14 protein-coding genes are annotated in these 16448 nt (G+C 70.1%); 1 reads left to right on the forward strand and 13 read right to left on the reverse strand.

Translation table 11 applies throughout. The annotated features are described in order from the left end of the window. Together HMPREF0731_RS25060 and HMPREF0731_RS06475 are read right to left on the reverse strand one after the other, a co-directional pair. The coding region (locus HMPREF0731_RS25060) for an ANTAR domain-containing protein (RefSeq protein WP_007003249.1) at positions 1-430 on the reverse strand (430 nt) is incomplete at its 3' end. Then, positions 430-1572: a transporter substrate-binding domain-containing protein gene (locus HMPREF0731_RS06475; protein ID WP_007003250.1), complete on the reverse strand. Its 1143-nt coding sequence runs from the start codon at positions 1570-1572 to the stop codon at positions 430-432. The genes HMPREF0731_RS25060 and HMPREF0731_RS06475, both read right to left, overlap by 1 nt. A 322-nt stretch (positions 1573-1894) precedes the next feature. Here HMPREF0731_RS06475 and HMPREF0731_RS06480 point away from each other — a divergent pair, with 322 nt between their 5' ends. Continuing rightward, positions 1895-2899 carry an SDR family oxidoreductase gene (locus HMPREF0731_RS06480; RefSeq protein ID WP_007003251.1) on the forward strand — a complete coding sequence of 335 codons (1005 nt, stop codon included), beginning with the start codon at positions 1895-1897 and terminating at the stop codon, positions 2897-2899. Between the two features lie 122 nt (positions 2900-3021). Here the strand turns inward: HMPREF0731_RS06480 and HMPREF0731_RS06485 are convergent, their stop codons facing one another. The 11 genes from HMPREF0731_RS06485 to bcsD all read right to left on the reverse strand — a co-directional run. Further along, positions 3022-4656: a hydantoinase B/oxoprolinase family protein gene (locus tag HMPREF0731_RS06485; protein WP_007003252.1), complete on the reverse strand. Its 1635-nt coding sequence runs from the start codon at positions 4654-4656 to the stop codon at positions 3022-3024. Then, on the reverse strand, positions 4656-6731 hold the full coding sequence (locus HMPREF0731_RS06490; protein WP_007003253.1) for a hydantoinase/oxoprolinase family protein: 2076 nt from the start codon (positions 6729-6731) through the stop codon (positions 4656-4658). Before HMPREF0731_RS06490 ends, HMPREF0731_RS06485 begins: the two co-directional genes overlap by 1 nt. A gap of 147 nt (positions 6732-6878) precedes the next feature. Beyond that, a complete protein-coding gene (locus HMPREF0731_RS06495) occupies positions 6879-8516 on the reverse strand; it encodes an ABC transporter ATP-binding protein (RefSeq protein WP_007003254.1) in 1638 nt (545 codons plus the stop codon). After that, positions 8513-9346, reverse strand: a complete 834-nt coding sequence (locus HMPREF0731_RS06500) for an ABC transporter permease (protein ID WP_007003255.1) — start codon at positions 9344-9346, stop codon at positions 8513-8515. The genes HMPREF0731_RS06495 and HMPREF0731_RS06500 overlap by 4 nt, the downstream gene beginning before the upstream one ends. 3 nt (positions 9347-9349) lie before the next feature. Then, complete coding sequence (locus tag HMPREF0731_RS06505; RefSeq protein ID WP_007003256.1) at positions 9350-10327, reverse strand: ABC transporter permease; 978 nt, start codon at positions 10325-10327, stop codon at positions 9350-9352. A 9-nt stretch (positions 10328-10336) separates the two neighbouring features. Continuing rightward, the gene (locus HMPREF0731_RS06510) at positions 10337-11947 is read right to left on the reverse strand and encodes an ABC transporter substrate-binding protein (protein WP_007003257.1); all 1611 of its coding nucleotides are present in this window, start codon (positions 11945-11947) and stop codon (positions 10337-10339) included. Positions 11948-12187: 240 nt separating this feature from the next. Further along, positions 12188-12919 (reverse strand): Crp/Fnr family transcriptional regulator, encoded by a 732-nt coding sequence (locus HMPREF0731_RS06515; RefSeq protein ID WP_007003258.1) that lies wholly within the window; start codon positions 12917-12919, stop codon positions 12188-12190. Positions 12920-13092: 173 nt separating this feature from the next. After that, entirely contained in the window at positions 13093-14499 is a 1407-nt protein-coding gene (locus tag HMPREF0731_RS06520) for an NAD(P)(+) transhydrogenase (Re/Si-specific) subunit beta (RefSeq protein ID WP_007003259.1), read from the reverse strand. 4 nt (positions 14500-14503) lie between these two features. Next, on the reverse strand, positions 14504-14896 hold the full coding sequence (locus tag HMPREF0731_RS06525; RefSeq protein WP_007003260.1) for an NAD(P) transhydrogenase subunit alpha part 2: 393 nt from the start codon (positions 14894-14896) through the stop codon (positions 14504-14506). Positions 14897-14907: 11 nt separating this feature from the next. Continuing rightward, on the reverse strand, positions 14908-16065 hold the full coding sequence (locus HMPREF0731_RS06530; RefSeq protein ID WP_007003261.1) for a Re/Si-specific NAD(P)(+) transhydrogenase subunit alpha: 1158 nt from the start codon (positions 16063-16065) through the stop codon (positions 14908-14910). A 102-nt stretch (positions 16066-16167) separates the two neighbouring features. Continuing rightward, positions 16168-16448: cellulose biosynthesis protein BcsD (bcsD, locus tag HMPREF0731_RS06535; protein WP_007003262.1), on the reverse strand; the 281-nt coding region annotated here is incomplete at its 5' end.

Raw genomic sequence — 16448 nt, forward strand, 5'->3', positions numbered from 1 at the left:
GGCGGCGGCGCTCATGCGCGGCGAGCAGCGCGGCGCCGTGCTGCCGCGCGCGATGCGCGTTGATGCCCATGAACAGCGCGGCATAGACGCTGGCGCCATGCACCGGCTTGCGCAGGAAGGCGGTGGCGCCCGCCTGCATCAGCCCGCGCAGCCGGCCCGGCGCCTCCACACCGACCAGGCCCAGGATTGGCGACGCCGCCAGCCATTCCGGCGGGAGCGGCGCCAGCAGCGTCGCCAGATCATCATCGCCATCCAGGATCAGCACATCATGCGGCGGCAGGGCGGCGGCATCGGCACAGCGCGCCAGCTCCAGCCCCAGGCGGTGCAGCGAGGGGCCAAGCATGCGCGTGGCCTCGCCGGATTCCGCCGCCGGGCTCAGCAGCAGGGCGCGCAGGCCACGGAAATTCTGCAGCAGAGCGGGTCCGGTCATCACACCACCTTCAGCCGCGCGCGCGGCAGCGCATGGGTGGATGGCAGGCGCACCAGATAGGGGTCCGGGGCCACCGGGCGCGGCGCCTGCCAGAGGATCTCATAGCTGCCATCGGCGCGGGAGCGGCCGATGCGCGGCGTCAGCGCCGCGTGCAGCGTGTCGGGGTCGATCCACACCTCGCCCTGCGGCGCCTGCAGGCGCTGGTGCTTCACCGCCTCGCGCACCGCCTCCACCGCATCCGTGCCCGCCGCCGCCAGGGTCCGCGCGATGAGGTGGATGGTGAGGTAGGCGGCCTCGGCATCCGCCGTCGGGCTGTCGGCGAAGCGGCTGCGATACTCGGCCACGAAGGCGCGGCTCGCCGCGCTATCGACGGTGGAGAAATAGACATTCGAGCTGATATGCCCATCGCCGCACTCCGCCCCGGCGGCGGCGATCGCCAGCTCGGGCAGGTTGCAGCTGAGCACCGGCATCTCCGCCACCTGGTCGATGCCGGCCGCGCGGCAGGCACGGCGCAGCGCGCGCAGGAAATGCGGGATCGACTCCCCCACCAGCGTGCTGAAGATGAAGGCCGGCCGCAGCCGCAGGATCTCCGCCACGATCTGCGCGAAATCCGTGTCGCCCAGAGGCACATAGCGTTCCGAGAGCAGCCGGCCGCCGCGCGGCAGCAGCGCCTCGCGCAGCACGCGGTTGCTCTCCCACGCCCAGACATAGTTGGAGCCGACGCAGCAGGCGCGCAGCGCGAAATGGCGCATGGCGAATTCGATCAGTGGGATGGCGTGCTGGTTCGGCGAGGCGCCGGTGTAGACGACGTTGGGCGAGGCCTCGAAACCCTCGTAATGCGCGGTGTACCAGAGCAGCGCGTCCCGCTTCTCGATCAGCGGGATCACCTCCTTGCGGCTCTGCGAGGTGTAGCAGCCGACGATGTGGCGCACGCCGGCATCGAGCAGCGCGGCACCGAGCGCGGTGTAGCGCGCGAGCTGTCCGCGCGGGTCGCCCACCACCGCCTGCAGCCGCACCGCGCCGCCGGCGGCGTTCACCTGGTCGATGCCGAGCTGCGCGCCCTTCAGCATCTCCGCCGAGGCGGCGCCATAGGCGCCTTCGGTGGAGAAGAGCAGGCCGATCCGGTGCCGGGTGGCATGCATGCGAAACCCATCCTCTGCCGCGGCCGCCGCGCTCTGCGGAGGTCCGGGGCTGCGGCGCCGTTGCCGGGCAAGGTGCAAGCCGAGGATGGCGTATTGAGGTGAGCAGCGTTGCTCGATCGCCTAAAAATCAGCCTGTCAGGCTCCCCGGAGGGAGTCAACAAGAGTTTTAAGGCCATAATACAGGCGAAATGCCCATTTTTTATCCCCGGCAGCAAACCAACGCGGCCGGCTGCGGCAACCGGGAACCCGTGGCCGCCCAGGCGGTAGGTGGAGGGCACGGCGCGCCTCGCCGCGCGCAACCTTGAGCGCCAGGAGACGCCCCATGTCCGATGCTTCCCCCCGTCCGGTCATCCTCATCACCGGCGCCTCTTCAGGCATCGGCCGCTGCACAGCAGAGCTCTTCGCACGGAAAGGCTGGGATGTGGGGTTGGTGGCACGCGGCCGAGCCGGTCTGGAGGACACGCTGTCCGCCGTGCAAGGCCATGGCGGGCGCGGCTGCATCGCCGAGGCCGATGTCTCCGAGGCCGAGGCGCTGGACAAGGCCGCCGACCGCATCGAGCAGGAACTCGGCCCCATCGCCGCCTGGGTGAACTGCGCGGGCGTCAGCGCCTATGGCCGTTTCATGGACCTGCCCGAGGCGGATTACGAGCGGGTGACGCGCGTCACCTATCTCGGCGTGGTGAATGGCACCCGCAGCGCGCTGCGCCGCATGCTGCCGCGCAACGAGGGGCGCATCGTCAACATCGGCTCCGCCGTCGCGATGCGCGCCGTGCCGCTGCAATCCGCCTACTCCGCCGCGAAGTATGCCGTGGCCGGCTTCACCGAGGCGGTGCGGGCCGAGCTGATCGAGGCGCGCAGCCGCGTGCAGCTCGGCATCGTGCATCCGCCTTCCACCAACACGCCCTTCTTCAGCCATGCCTCCGCGCATCTGCCGGAAGGCGGCGTGCCGCGCCCGCCGCCGCCGGTCTACGCGCCGGAGATCGTGGCGGAGGCCATCCACCTCGCCGTCACCAGCGGGCGGCGCTCGGTGCGCGTCACCGCGCAGCCGGTGATGTTCGCGGCGGCCAATGCGCTGATGCCGGGGGCGCTGGACTGGCTGATGGGCCATTTCGGCGCCAGCCAGCAGGTCAGCCACGATCCGCGGGTGGCGGCGCAGCGGGACGAGACGCTGTTCAAGCCCAGCGGCAAGGCCGCGCCGGTGCATGGGCCCTTCAGCGGCGAAAGCCTGCGCCACAGCCTGCAGATGTCACTGAACCGGAACCCGCTGGCCAGCATCGGGCTGGGGGTGGCGGCGCTGGCGTTCCTGGCGATGCAGAAGAGAAGGTAAGCGTTCTTTTTTGAAAAAAAGAACCAAAAAACTTTTGTCCGCTGGCGTCCCGCTTCAGGCCTGAGGCGGGACGCCAAACCCGCAAAGTCTTTTTGCTTCTTTTTCTTCAGAAAAAGAAGACTTTAACTCACCAAACCATCGGCCTTGTCCCGCGCCACCAGCGCCGGATCGCGCTCCGCCGGGTTGCCCATGCCGCCGCCGCCCGGCAGCTTCAGCAGCAGGCGGCGCCCCTTCGGCACCACCTGGTAGCCCTTGGTGCGCAGCAGCGTGCCGTCATCCAGCCCGACCCAGCCGGCCGCGCCATCGCCGCCGCCATCGCGGCCGCGCGGGGCGTTGGCCACACGGTCGAAGATGGCGTTCACCGCGAATTCGGCCTCGCCCTTGGTGCCGATCTCCATGATCTGGCCGAAGCCGCCGCGGGTGCGGCCCATGCCGGCGGAATCCGGGCGCAGCTCCTTCTTCCAGAACACCACGGGCGCGACATTCTCGGTCGCCTCCACCGGCATGGTGCGCACGCCGGAGGGGAAGGCCGTGCCGTCCAGCCCGTCCTTGCCCGGGCGCGCGCCGGTGCCGCCGGAGTTGAAGGTGATGACCTCGAAATCCGGCAGTTCGGCCGCGCCGCCGGAGACCTGGGCGCCGCCGCGCAGAGGCGGGTTCCACAGGCAGGAGGAGCCCTCGGCGGTGACGCGGTCCGGCACCGCCTGGTGCAGGCAGCCCATCATCAAATCCGGCAGCAGCTGCCCCACCACATGCCGCACGCTGACCGGGAAGGGCCGCGGCGCGTTGAGGATGCAGCCCTCCGGGATCTCCATGCGGAAGGGCGCGAGCGACGCCCAGTTGTTCGGGATCTCCGGCGCCACGACGCATTTGATGCCGAAGCAGGAATAGGCGCGGCAATAGGCAGCGGGCACGTTGATGCCGCGCCCCGACAGGCCCGAGGTGCCAGTGAAGTCGACGCTGATATGGTCGTCGTGCAGCGTCATCGCCGCCTTCAGCGTCACCGGCGCCTCATAGCCATCGCTGCTGATGCTGGCGTGGTAGGTGCCGCGCGGCAGCTTGGCGATCTCGGCGAGCGTGGCGGCCAGCGAGCTGTCGAAGATGTATTCGGCCAGCGGGTCGATGCTGTCCATGCCGAACTCGTCCAGCATCTCGACCAGCCGCTTGATGCCGGCATCGTTGCAGGCGCACAGCGAATAGACATCGCCCTCCAGCTCCACCGGCGTGCGGGAACCCGCGCGGATGAAGTCGAAGAAGGTCTCGTTCGCCTTCCCCTGGTCGAAGCATTTGACGATGGGGATGTACATCCCCTCCTCGAACACGCTGCGCCCCTCCGGCCCCATGCCGAGCCCGCCGACATCGATGACATGCGCGGTGTTGGCGAAAAGGCCAACGATCTTGCCGTTGCGGAAAGCGGGCGAGACGACGGTGAGGTCGTGCAGATGCCCGGTGCCGAGCCAGGGATCGTTGGTGATGTAGTGGTCGCCCGGCTTCATCGTCCCGGCCGGGAACTTCGCCAGGAAGTGGCCCACCGATTCCATCATGGAATTCACATGGCCCGGCGTGCCGGTGACGGCCTGGGCCAGCATGCGGCCCTTCAGGTCGAAAATGCCGGCGGAAAGATCGCCCGCCTCGCGCACCGTGGTGCTGAAGGCGGTGCGGATCATGGTCTGCGCCTGCTCCTCCACCACCGCGATCAGGCGGTTCCACTGGATCTGGCGCTGGATTTTTTCCAGCGCGTTCATCGGCTGGGCGTCCATCACGCGGCCTCCTTCGTCAGTTCCAGATATCCGAGCGCATCCATGCGGCAGGTCCAGCCGGGGCCGACCAGCGTGCTGGTCTCCGCCTCCGCCACGATGCAGGGGCCGGCGAGGGCAACGCCGGGGGCGAGCTGCTCGCGCTCATAGACCGACCACTCGGCCACTTCGCCGCTGCTGGTGTCGCGCACCGCCTGGTGCCGCACCGGCGCCGGCGCGGCGCTGTCGGCAACAGCCTCGGCCGGCGCGACCTCCGGCAGAAGCGTCGCCACGGTCACGGCGAAGGACAGGATCTCGACATCGCTGCCCGGCACGGGGCGGTCGTAGAAGCGCGAATACTCGGCGTCGTAATCGGCGCGGATGGCGGCGATATCGGCCTCGGCCAGGTCGCGCGAGGGCAGCGCCACCGCGATCTCATGCCCCTGGCCGACATAGCGCATATAGGCGATGCGGGTCTCGGAGAGCTCGGCGCCGAAGCTGCCCTGCTGCACCACGCCGCGCGCCTCGGCCGACATGGCGTTGAGCAGCCCGTTCACCGCCGCGACATCGAAGCTGCGGAAGCGCTGGTAGAGCGACTTCACCACCTCATAGCCGACCGGCGCGCGCAGGAAGCCGATGGCGCTGCCGACACCGGCGCCCGAGGGCACCAGCATGCGCGACACGCCGATCTTCTCCGCCACGCGATAGCCATGCACCGGCCCGCCACCGCCAAAGGCGATGATGGCGCGACCCTCATAGCCCTTGCCGCTCTCGATCGCGTGGACGCGCGCGGCATTGGCCATGTTCTCATCGACCATCTCGACCACGCCGAGCGCCGCCATTTCCGGCGGCAGGTCGAGCTTCTGGCCGACATGCTCGGCCAGCGCCGCCTTGGCGGGCTCGACGTGCAGCGGGAACTGGCCGCCGGCGAAGAGCGAGGGCTCGTAGCGGCCGAGGGCGAGGTTGGCGTCGGTCACCGCAGGCCGCGTGCCGCCGCGGCCATAGCAGGCCGGCCCCGGATCGGCGCCGGCGCTCTCGGGGCCGACCTGGATGCGGCCCAGGCTGTCCACCTGCGCCAGCGACCCGCCGCCGGCGCCGATCTCCACCATCTCGATGACGGGGATGCGCAGCGGCAGGCCGGAGCCCTTCTTGAAGCGGCCGACACGCGCGACCTCGAAGGTGCGGCTGGCCTGCGGGGCGAAATCGTCGATCAGGCAGACCTTGGCGGTGGTGCCGCCCATGTCGAAGGACAGCACCTTGCTCCAGCCGCGCTGCCGCGCGACATGGGCGGAGAAGATGGCGCCGCCCGCCGGGCCGCTCTCCACCAGGCGGATCGGGAAGCGCGCCGCCGTCTCCAGCGTGGTCAGCCCGCCGCCCGACAGCATCAGGAAGAGCGGGCAGGCGAAGCCCGCCTCGCGCACGCCCTCGCGCAGCCGGTGCAGATAGCTCGCCATCAGCGGCTGCACATAGGCATTGGCGACGGTGGTGGAGAAACGCTCCCATTCCCGCATCTCGGGCGAGACCTCGGAGGAGAGCGAGACCGGCACTTCCGGCCATTCCTCGGCCAGGATCGCGGCGGCGCGCTGCTCATGCGCAGCGTTGACGAAGGCGTGCAGGAAGCCGATGGCGACGCTCTCGATGCCCTCGGACTTCATGAAGGCGATCTGCCGGCGCAGCGCCGCCTCGTCCAGCGGCAGCAGCACCTTGCCCTCATTGTCCAGCCGCTCCGGCACGGCCAAGCGCCAGCGGCGCGGCACCAGAGGCTGCGGCAGCTCGATGTTCAGATCGTACTGGTCGTAGCGCGACTCATTGCCGAGGGCGAGCACGTCGCGGAAGCCTTCGGTGGTCAGCAGCGCCGTCTTCGCGCCCTTGCGCTCGATCACCGCATTGGTGGCGAGGGTGGTGCCATGGATGAACAGGGCGATGTCCGACGGCTGCAGCCCCGCCTTGGCCAGGACGACACGGATGCCCTCCAGCACGCCAAGCTCGGGGGCGTGCGGCGTGGTGAGGACCTTGGCGGTCCAGCGCTCGCCGCCGCGCTCCAGGGCCAGATCGGTGAAGGTGCCGCCGATATCGGAGGCAAGGCGTGCGGATGCCATCAGGTGGAACTCTCCCGGTCCGTGACGGGGTGGGAGTGTTCATCGCTTCGATGCCGCTGAAAAGGGGGCCCGCCTCTTCAATCCGCCTGCGCGGGGCGGCGCGCTGCCCGGCCGGCGCGCAATTGGCGCCGGCACGGGCAGGCGGGCTCAGCCCGGCGGCGCCTCGCTGCCGAAGGCGATGGGCGGCGTCCAGCCCTGCCCCGGCACCGCCGCCATCAGCGCGCGCGTGTAGTCATGGCGGGGGTTGGCGAAGACCTCGGCGGTCGGGCCTTCCTCCACCACCTCGCCCTGGCGCATCACCGCGATGCGGTCGCAGAGCTGGGCGGCGACGCGCAGATCATGGGTGATGAACAGCATGGACAGGCCGAGTTGCGCGCGCAGCCGTGCCAGCAATTGCAACACCTGCGCCTGCACCGAGACATCGAGCGCCGAGACCGGCTCGTCCGCCACCAGCAGATCCGGCTGCATGGCCAAAGCGCGGGCCAGGCCGATGCGCTGGCGCTGCCCGCCGGAGAATTCGTGCGGGAAGCGGTCCAGCGCCGCCGGGTCCAGCCCGACCAGGCCGAACAGCTCGCGCGCGCGGGCATAGGCCTCGGCCTTCGGCGTGCCATGGATGATCGGGCCCTGCGCCACCAGTTCGCCCACGCGGCGGCGCGGGTTGAGGCTGGCGAAGGGGTCCTGGAACACCATCTGCACGCGCCGCGCATCGCGCCGCAGCGCCTCGCGCGACAGCGCCATGCGGTCCTGCCCCTCGACCCGGATCTCTCCCTGTTCCGGGTCGAGCAGGCGGACGATGCAGCGCGCCAGCGTCGACTTGCCGGAGCCGCTTTCGCCGACGATCCCCAGCGTGGACCCACGCGGCAGGCTGAAAGAAACCTCCTTCACCGCATGGGTGACGCGGCGGCTGCGCTTGAGGAAGCCGCCCTTGCGGTAGGTCTTGGAGAGGTTCACCACCTCCAGCACCGGCGCCGCCGGCTCGGCAGGCGCCGCGGCGGGGGGCGGCAGCAGCGGCGGCACGGCGGCGACGAGGGCGCGGGTATAGGGGTGCTGCGGGCGGTTCAGCACGTCCTCGGCCGGGCCCTGCTCCACCAGCAGGCCCTGGCGCATCACCGCCACCCGGTCGGCGATATCGGCCACCACGCCGAAATCATGGGTGATGAACAGCACCGCGGTGCCGGTGCGGCGCTGCAGGTCGCGGATCAGGTGCAGGATCTGCGCCTGGGTGGTGACGTCGAGCGCGGTGGTCGGCTCGTCGCAGATCAGCAGCTTGGGTTCGAGGGCCAGCGCCATGGCGATCATGGCGCGCTGGCGCTGGCCGCCCGACAGCTCATGCGGATAGGCGCGCGCCGCCGAGGCCGGGTCGGGGATGCGCACCTCCTCCAGCAGCGCCAGCACGCGCCGCTCGATCTCGGCGCGGGAGTGGCGCGTGTGGATGCGGAACATCTCGGCGATCTGGCTGCCGATGCTGCGCAGCGGGTTCAGCGCCGTCATCGGCTCCTGGAACACCATGCCGATGCGGGCGCCGCGCAGCCGGCGCATCTCGGCCGGCGGCAGTTGCAGCAGGTCGCGCCCCTCGAACAGGATGCGCCCTGCGATGGCGCGCACGCCTTCCGGCAGCAGCCCCATCACCGCGCCGGCGGTGAGCGACTTGCCGGATCCGCTCTCCCCCACCACGCAGAGGATCTCGTTGGCGTCGAGACGCAGCGAGACATGCTCGAGCGCGTGCGGGCGGTCGGCGCCTTTCGGCAGGGCGACGGTCAGGCCTTCGATGGAGAGCAGGCTCATCGTCCCTTCAGCCTCGGGTTCAGCGCGTCGTTGAGCCCCTGCCCGACCAGCGAGACGCCGAGCACGGTGAGCAGGATGACCAGGCCGGGAATGGCGGAGACATACCATTGCACGCGCAGCACGCCGCGGCCGGCGCCGATCAGATTGCCCCAGCTCGGCACGTTGGGGTCGGAGAGGTTGAGGAAGGCCAGCGCGCTTTCCAGCAGGATGGCCACCGCCATGATGACGCTGGCATAGACGATGACCGGCGGCAGGGCGTTGGGCAGGATCTCGTGGAAGATGATCTGCCGGTCGCGCATGCCGAGCACCCGGCAGGCCTGGACGAATTCGCGGTTGCGCAAGGTGAGGAACTCGGCCCGCGTCAGCCGCGCCGAGGGTGGCCAGGAGACGATGCCGATGGCGATGGTGACGAAGGTGATGTTCGAGCCGAACACCGCCACCAGCACCAGCAGCAGGAGAAAATTCGGCAAGGTCTGGAAGGCCTCGGTGACGCGCATCAGCGCGTCATCCACCCAGCCACCGTAATAGCCGGCGATGGCGCCGATGACGATGCCGATGCCGATGGCGACCACGGTGGCCACCAGCCCGATCAGCAGCGAGGTGCGGGCACCGTGGAAGATCTGCGCCGCGATGTCGCGCCCGGCATTGTCGGTGCCCAGCCAGAAGCGCGGATTGTCCAGCGGCCATTGCAGCGGCCGCCCGGCGAGCGAGAGCGGGTCGCGCGGGAAGAGGAAGGGCGCGGCGATGGCCATGCCGATCACCGCCAGCACGATCAGCAGCCCGACCACCGCCGCCGGGCTGCGCGCGTAGCGCTTCAGGAAGCCGATCATGCCTCAGCGCCCGGACAGGATGCGCGGATCGAGCTTCGCATAGAGCATGTCCACGATGAAGTTGATGGCGATGACCAACAGCGCCGAGACGAAGACGATGCCGAGCAGCGTGTTCACGTCGCGCTGCACGACCGATTCATAGGCCAGCCGGCCGAGGCCGGGCAGCGCGAAGACGCTCTCCACCACCACCGAGCCGCCCAGCATGGTGCCGGCCTGCAGCCCCATCAGCGTGACGCCGGGCAGCAGCGCGTTGCGCAGCACATGGCGCAGCACCACCGCCGTCTCCCCCAGCCCCTTGGCGCGGGCGGTGCGGACGAAATCCAGCGTCAGCACCTCCAGCATCGAGGCGCGCATGATGCGCAGATAGGTGGCGAGATAGGTCAGCGCCAGCGTCGCCACCGGCAGCACCAGATGCCAGGCGATGTCGAGGGCGCGGGTCAGGCCGGTGTTGCCGCTGCCGATCTCCTCGAACCCGCCGGCGGGCAGCCAGGCCAGGTGGACCGCGAAGACCACGATGCCCATCATGCCGAACCAGAAGGAGGGGGTGGCGTAGAAGACCAGCCCCAGCGTCGAGATCAGCGTGTCCGGCCAGCGATTGACCCGCCGCGCCGCCAGCACGCCGAGCGCCATGCCGGCGGCGAAGGCGAAGCTGAGGGCGCTGGCCATCAGCAGCAGCGTCACCGGCAGGCGTTCCAGGATCACGCTGGCCACCGGCTTGCCATAGATGGCGGAGAAGCCGAGATCGAGCGTGACCAGCCGCAGCAGGTAGCGGCCGAGCTGGACGATGACCGGCGCGTCCAGCCCGTAGAATTGCCGCAGCTGCTCGGCCATGGCGGGGTCGCCACCGCCCATCTGCGCGATCAGCGCATCCACCGTGTCGCCCGGCGCCAGCTGCAGCAGCAGGAACAGCCCGACCAGGATCAGGAACAGCGTCGGCAGGCTGGCGGCCAGACGGCGCAGGGCAAGCAGGAGGATGCGCATGCCCTCGCCTCAGCCCGGCTGCAGCCAGGTGTCGTGCCAGTCGCCGGAATCCCAGCGCGGCACAGTGTGGTGGTTCTGCACGCGCCGGCTGGTCGCGGCGTAGAAGGGCCGCTCGGTCATCATCCACACGGGCAGTTCCTCGTTCACCTCGCGGACGAAATCGGCGTAGAGCGCCTTGCGCTTCGCGGCGTCCAGCTCGGTCGCGGCCTGGTCGATCAGCTGGTCGACCTTGTCCGACTGCCAGCCGAACTGGTTGGTCCAGGGCGAGCCCTTCGGGCTGCCGGAGCGGTACCAGACGGTGGTGGAGACCGCCGGGTCGCCGCGATACTGGTGCCAGCCGGTGGCCAGGTCGAAATTCCAGTCGCGATAGACGGCGGCGAGCGCGCCGGCGATGTCGAGCTGCACGATCTCCACCCGGATGCCGACCTGCTGCAGCGATTGCTGGATGAAGGTGGCCAGCAGCGGCACATCCTCGCCATTCATGATCGGCACGATGCGCAAGCTGAAGCGGATGCCGCCCGCGCCGCGGCGGAAGCCGGCCTCGTCCAGCAGCTTCTCGGCGCGCGCCTTGTCATAGGCATAGGGCACCGGATTGCCGGGGAAGAACTCTTGCGAGGAGGACGGAATCGGCCCGGTCGCCCGCTTGCCCAGGCCGTACAGGAAGTTTTCCAGGAAGAAATCGACGTCGATGGCGTGGGCGATGGCCTGGCGCACCCGCTTGTCCGACAGCTCGCGCCGGCGGGTGTTGAATTCGAGGGTGTTGTTGAAGACGTTGCCCTCGACGCCGCGGGTCGAGACCTCGAAGCGGTTGTCCTTGCGCAGCCGGTCGAGATCGGCCAGCGGCAGGCCATTGTAGGCGGAGAGCTGCACCGCCCCCGTCTCCAGCGCCGCCGTCGCCGCCGAGCGGTCGGTGATGAAGCGCCACACCACGCGGTCGAGATAGGGGAAGCCCTGGCGCCAATAGTTCGGGTTGCGCTCGGCGATCACATACTGGCCGCGCTGGTACTCGACGAATTTGAACGGGCCGGTGCCGATGGGCGCGGTGTTGGCCGGGTTCTCCAGCACATTGCTGCCCTCGAACACATGCTTCGGCACGACATAGCCGAGGTCGCACAGCGCGCGCAGCAGCAGGTTCAGCGGCATCGGGCGCGAATAGCGGAAGATGGCGGTGTGGGCGTCCGGGGTCTCCACCGCGTCGAGATAGAGCTGCAGCGTGGTGCCGTAGTTCAGATGCTTCTTCCACTGCTCCATCGCGGAATACTGCACGTCGGCGCTGGTGAAGGGCTTGCCGTCATGCCACTGCACCCCCTCGCGCAGCCTGAAGGTGACGGTCTTGCCGTCCGCCGCCGCCTCCCAGGCGGTGGCCAGGACGGGGACGATCCGGCCGCCCTCGCCCAGATCGACCAGCGGCTCGATGATCTTGCTGGTGATGATGTAGACGCCGGTGGAGGCGCGCAAAGCCGGGTTCAGGATGCGCTGCTCCGAGCCCAGATGCACGGTCAGCACGCCGCCGCGGCGTGGTTCCTGCGCCTGGGCGGGCAGCGGCAGCCCGGCCGGCAGGCTGGCGGCAAGCCCGGTCGCCACACCGGACAGAAGCAGATGGCGGCGCGTGATGGCCATGGTCCCTATCTCCGTCGTTCGAATCAACAATCGGCGAAAGTGAGATTATGTCAATCACTGCGGCGTGTGGTTTGATCGCCGCCCCTCGCCTCCGGGGCGAGTCCTGCCCCGCGCGGCACGCATGATGATGCAGCGCAACATAGCCAGCCCGGCCCCGCAAGGGGCCATGCGCAGCATGACGGAGAGATCGGGGATGGGAAAGCCAGGCCGTCTCCCCCGCCCGGCGGGGGAGGCGGCGTCTCAGGCCTTGAGCGAGGTCAGCACCGGCACGGCGGGGGCGCTGGACCAGCCGGCCAGATCCTCCATCGCCGGGCGGTCGAGGATGTCGAGCCGCCCCTTCTGCAGCGCCGCCACGCCGTCGCGGCGCAGTGCCGCCAGGGCGCGGTTGGCGTGCTCCACCGACAGGCCCAGCGCATCGGCCAGATGCGCCTGCTTCAGCGGCAGCGGCGCGCCGCTGCGGTCGGCGCCGCCGCGATGCGACAGGCGGGTGTGCAGCTCCAGCAGCAGATGCGCCACGCGCCCCATGGCGTCGCGCCGGCCGAGGCTGGTCAGCCGCTCGCGCAGCCGGGCGCGGTCGCGCACCAGCCCGTCGGCATAGGACATGGCCAAGCCGGGGTCGCGGCCCATGAACTCGCAGAGCCGGTCCTTGGCGAGCACGCAGAAGCTGGCATCGGTCAGCGCCGAGACCTCGGCCCCGTCCTCGCTGCGCTCGACCAGGTCGCCCGGCAGGTGGAAGTCCAGGATCTGGCGCCTTCCATCCGGCGTCGTCGTCCAGGAGAAGGCCCAGCCGGCATAGAGGGTGAAGACGGTGTCGCGGATCGCCTCGCCCGAGCGGACCAAGCGCACGGCGGAGCGGACGCGGGCGATCTCCCCCACCCGCGCCTGCGGCACGACCCGGAACAGCGCGAAGGGGCGGACGGCACAGGCCGCGCAGGCCCCCGGCAAGGGCGTGAGGTTCGTTTTGACCGCCATGATCGGATGCTTATAGGCCAGGGGGGCGCGGGCGACAAAGAGTTTGCAACCGTTTCATTCCCCACTCCCGGTTTCATCAACCGCCGCGTGACATGAAAGCTGCACCGAGAAGGCGGCAAGGCCCCTCCGTGCAGCGTCCCGCCGCCCCGCAGGACGGCGGCAGCCCGGAAAAATTATTTCTGCAGGGCCTGGACGATCTGCTGCGTCACCTTCTTGGCGTCGCCGAACAGCATCATGGTGTTGTCGCGGAAGAACAGCTCGTTCTCCACGCCCGCATAGCCGCTGGCCATGCCGCGCTTGACGAAGAACACCGTCTTGGCGCGCTCCACATCGAGGATCGGCATGCCGTAGATGGCGCTGGACTTGTCGGTCTTCGCCGCCGGGTTGGTCACGTCATTGGCGCCGATGACATATGCCACATCGGCCTCGGCGAATTCGGGGTTGATCTCCTCCAGCTCGTGCACCTCGTCATAGGGCACGTTCGCCTCGGCCAGCAGCACGTTCATATGGCCGGGCATGCGGCCGGCGACGGGGTGGATGGCGTAGGCGATCTCGGCGCCTTCCTTCTTCAGCAGGTCGGCCATCTCGCGCACCACCTGCTGCGCCTGCGCCACCGCCATGCCATAGCCGGGCACGATGATGATCTTGGCGGCGTTCTTCATGATGTAGGCGGCATCCTCCGGGCTGCCGGCCTTCACCGGCCGCGCCGGGCCGCCGCTGCCGCCGGCCGAGGCCGCGCCCGACTCGCTGCCGAAGCCGCCCAGCAGCACGTTGACGATGCTGCGGTTCATGCCCTTGCACATGATGTAGGACAGGATCGCGCCCGAGGCGCCGACCAGCGCGCCGGTGACGATCAGCAGCAGGTTGCCCAGCGTGAAGCCGATGCCCGCCGCCGCCCAGCCCGAGTAGGAGTTCAGCATCGAGACGACGACCGGCATGTCGGCGCCGCCGATCGGGATGATCAGCAGGAAGCCGAGGCCGAGCGCCAGCAGCGCGATCATCCAGAACAGCACGCCCGAGCCGGTGGCGACGAAGGCGATGACCAGCACCAGCAGCAGCAGCGCGAGGCCAAGGTTCAGCCAGTGCTGGCCCTTGAAGGTGATCGGCGCCGAGCCCATCAGCGCCTGCAGCTTGGCGAAGGCGATCAGCGAGCCGCTGAAGGTGATGGCGCCGATGGCCAGGCCCAGCGTCATCTCCACCAGGCTGCCGGTGTGGATGGCGCCGGGATGGCCGATGCCGAAGGCCTCGGGGTTGTAGAAGGCGGCGGCGGCCACGAAGACCGCGGCGAGGCCCACCAGCGAGTGGAAGGCGGCGACCAGCTGCGGCAGCGCCGTCATCTGGATGCGCTGCGCCACCACCGCGCCGATGCCGCCGCCGAGGGCCAGGCCGGCCAGGATCAGCGCGATGCCGCCAATGTCCATGCCCGGCCGCGCCAGCGAGGCCAGGATGGCGATGGCCATGCCGACCATGCCGTAGAGATTGCCCTGGCGGCTGGTCTCCGGGTGCGACAGGCCGCGCAGCGCCAGGATGAACAGGACGGAGGCGACGAGATAGGCGAGCGTCGAGAGCGTGTGGGCCATCGGCTCAGCCCTTCTTCTTGAACATGGCGAGCATCCGTCGCGTCACCAGGAAGCCGCCGAAGATGTTCACCGAGGCCAGCGTGACGGCCAGGAAGCCGAAGAACTTCGCCGCCCAGGAATCGCCGAGGCCGGTGGCCAGGATGGCGCCCACCACGATGACGGAGGAGATGGCGTTGGTGACGCCCATCAGCGGCGAGTGCAGCGCCGGGGTGACGTTCCACACCACATAGTAACCCACGAAGCAGGCGAGGAGAAAAATCGTCAGCAGCAGCAGGAAGGGCTCGGCGGCCTGGGCCACGGGGGCCACGGCCTCGGCCATCTGCCGCGCCTGGGCGGCCAGCGCCAAGGCGCGCTCGGCCGTGGCGGAGGCCTGGTTGGCGAGATCGGTCGCGTTCATCGCGGGGCTCCTCAGCCGGCGGTCTGCAGTTGCGGGTGGATCACGGCGCCGGCGCGGGTCAGCGCCACGCCGCGGATGATCTCATCCTCCGCCGGGAGCTTCGGCGCGCCGGCCTCCTTGTCCCAGAAGGTGGTCAGGAAGGTCAGCAGGTTGCGCGCGTAGAGGCTGGAGGCGGCGGCGGGGATGCGGCCGGGCCAGTTGCGGTGGCCCAGGATCTTCACGCCGCCCTCGGTGGTGATGCTCTCCCCCGGCACGGTCAGCGCGCAATTGCCGCCCGCATCGGCGGCGATGTCGACCACCACGCTGCCGGGCTTCATGCCGGCCACCATCTCGGCGGTCAGCAGGGTCGGCGCCTTGCGGCCCTGCACCAGCGCGGTGCAGATGACGACATCCTGCTTCACCACATGGGCGGCCACCACCTCGGCCTGCTTGGCGTAGAACTCGGCCGAGAGCTGCCTGGCATAGCCGCCGGCGGTCTGCGCCGCCTGGCTCTCGGCATCCTCGTAGCCCACGAAGCTGGCGCCGAGCGACTTGATCTCCTCCTTCGCCGCCGGCCGGACATCGGTGGCCGAGACGCGGCCGCCGAGGCGCCGCGCGGTGGCGATGGCCTGCAGCCCGGCGACACCGGCGCCCATGACGAAGACATTGGCCGCCGGGATGGTGCCCGCCGCCGTCATCAGCATGGGAAAGCCCTTGTCGAAGGCGCCCGCGCCCTCGACCACCGCGCGGTAGCCGGCGAGGTTGGCCTGGGAGGAGAGCACGTCCATGCTCTGCGCGCGGGTGATGCGCGGCAGCAGCTCCATCGAGCAGGCATCGATGCCGGCCTCGGCATAGGCGCGGGCCCGGCCGGCGTCGGAGAGCGCGTCGAGCGTGCCGATCAGCAGCGCGCCGCGCGGGATCAGCGACAGCTCGTCGCGTTCGCCCTCGCCACGGGCCAGCGGCGCCCGCACCTTCAGCACGATGCCGGCGCCGGCCAGGGTGCTGGCGGCGTCGGGGGCGATCTCGGCCCCGGCCTCGCGATATTGCGCATCCGGCAGGCCGGAGGCGAGGCCGGCGCCGCTCTCCACCGCCACGGCCAGGCCCAGCGCAACCAGTTTCTTCACCGTCTCCGGCGTGGCGGCGACGCGGGTTTCCCCCGCGCGTCGTTCCTTGAGCACCGCGAGGCGCATCGGCCCCCTCCTTCCCAGGTTTGGCGGGGAGGATGCCGAGGCTGTTGCGGCGCCGCAAGGCATCCGCGCCCGGCGCCGCGACCCGCGCGCGGCGCGCCGGGCTCAGCCGCCGTAGCGCAGCACCAGCCTGGCGGTATCGCCCTGCACCACGCGCATGGTCGCCCCGCCCGTGGCGCCGCCCTGCTGCGCCAGCATCCAGGCGCCGTAGAGCCCCTCCAGCACCGCGCCGAACCAGTGGCCCGATTCGTCCGCCGCCAGCGGCACGGCGGGCATGGCGTGGTGCGCCAGCCGCAGGCTGCGATCGGCCTCGTCCACGCCGAGCGTGACATAGCCCCATTCCAGCCCGGCCAGCGCCTCGTTCATCCGCGCCTCCAGCGCGCCCA

The sequence above is a fragment of the Pseudoroseomonas cervicalis ATCC 49957 genome, from assembly GCF_000164635.1.
GTDB lineage: Bacteria > Pseudomonadota > Alphaproteobacteria > Acetobacterales > Acetobacteraceae > Pseudoroseomonas > Pseudoroseomonas cervicalis.

Coding starts and splice junctions, on each gene's coding strand:
- HMPREF0731_RS06520 (WP_007003259.1), bottom strand. CDS start 14,499: ATGGCCCACACGCTCTCGACGCTCGCCTATCTCGTCGCCTCCGTCCTG.
- HMPREF0731_RS06505 (WP_007003256.1), bottom strand. CDS start 10,327: ATGCGCATCCTCCTGCTTGCCCTGCGCCGTCTGGCCGCCAGCCTGCCG.
- HMPREF0731_RS06490 (WP_007003253.1), bottom strand. CDS start 6,731: ATGGCATCCGCACGCCTTGCCTCCGATATCGGCGGCACCTTCACCGAT.
- HMPREF0731_RS06530 (WP_007003261.1), bottom strand. CDS start 16,065: ATGCGCCTCGCGGTGCTCAAGGAACGACGCGCGGGGGAAACCCGCGTC.
- HMPREF0731_RS06475 (WP_007003250.1), bottom strand. CDS start 1,572: ATGCATGCCACCCGGCACCGGATCGGCCTGCTCTTCTCCACCGAAGGC.
- HMPREF0731_RS06500 (WP_007003255.1), bottom strand. CDS start 9,346: ATGATCGGCTTCCTGAAGCGCTACGCGCGCAGCCCGGCGGCGGTGGTC.
- HMPREF0731_RS06510 (WP_007003257.1), bottom strand. CDS start 11,947: ATGGCCATCACGCGCCGCCATCTGCTTCTGTCCGGTGTGGCGACCGGG.
- HMPREF0731_RS06480 (WP_007003251.1), top strand. CDS start 1,895: ATGTCCGATGCTTCCCCCCGTCCGGTCATCCTCATCACCGGCGCCTCT.
- HMPREF0731_RS06515 (WP_007003258.1), bottom strand. CDS start 12,919: ATGGCGGTCAAAACGAACCTCACGCCCTTGCCGGGGGCCTGCGCGGCC.
- HMPREF0731_RS06495 (WP_007003254.1), bottom strand. CDS start 8,516: ATGAGCCTGCTCTCCATCGAAGGCCTGACCGTCGCCCTGCCGAAAGGC.
- HMPREF0731_RS06485 (WP_007003252.1), bottom strand. CDS start 4,656: ATGGACGCCCAGCCGATGAACGCGCTGGAAAAAATCCAGCGCCAGATC.
- HMPREF0731_RS06525 (WP_007003260.1), bottom strand. CDS start 14,896: ATGAACGCGACCGATCTCGCCAACCAGGCCTCCGCCACGGCCGAGCGC.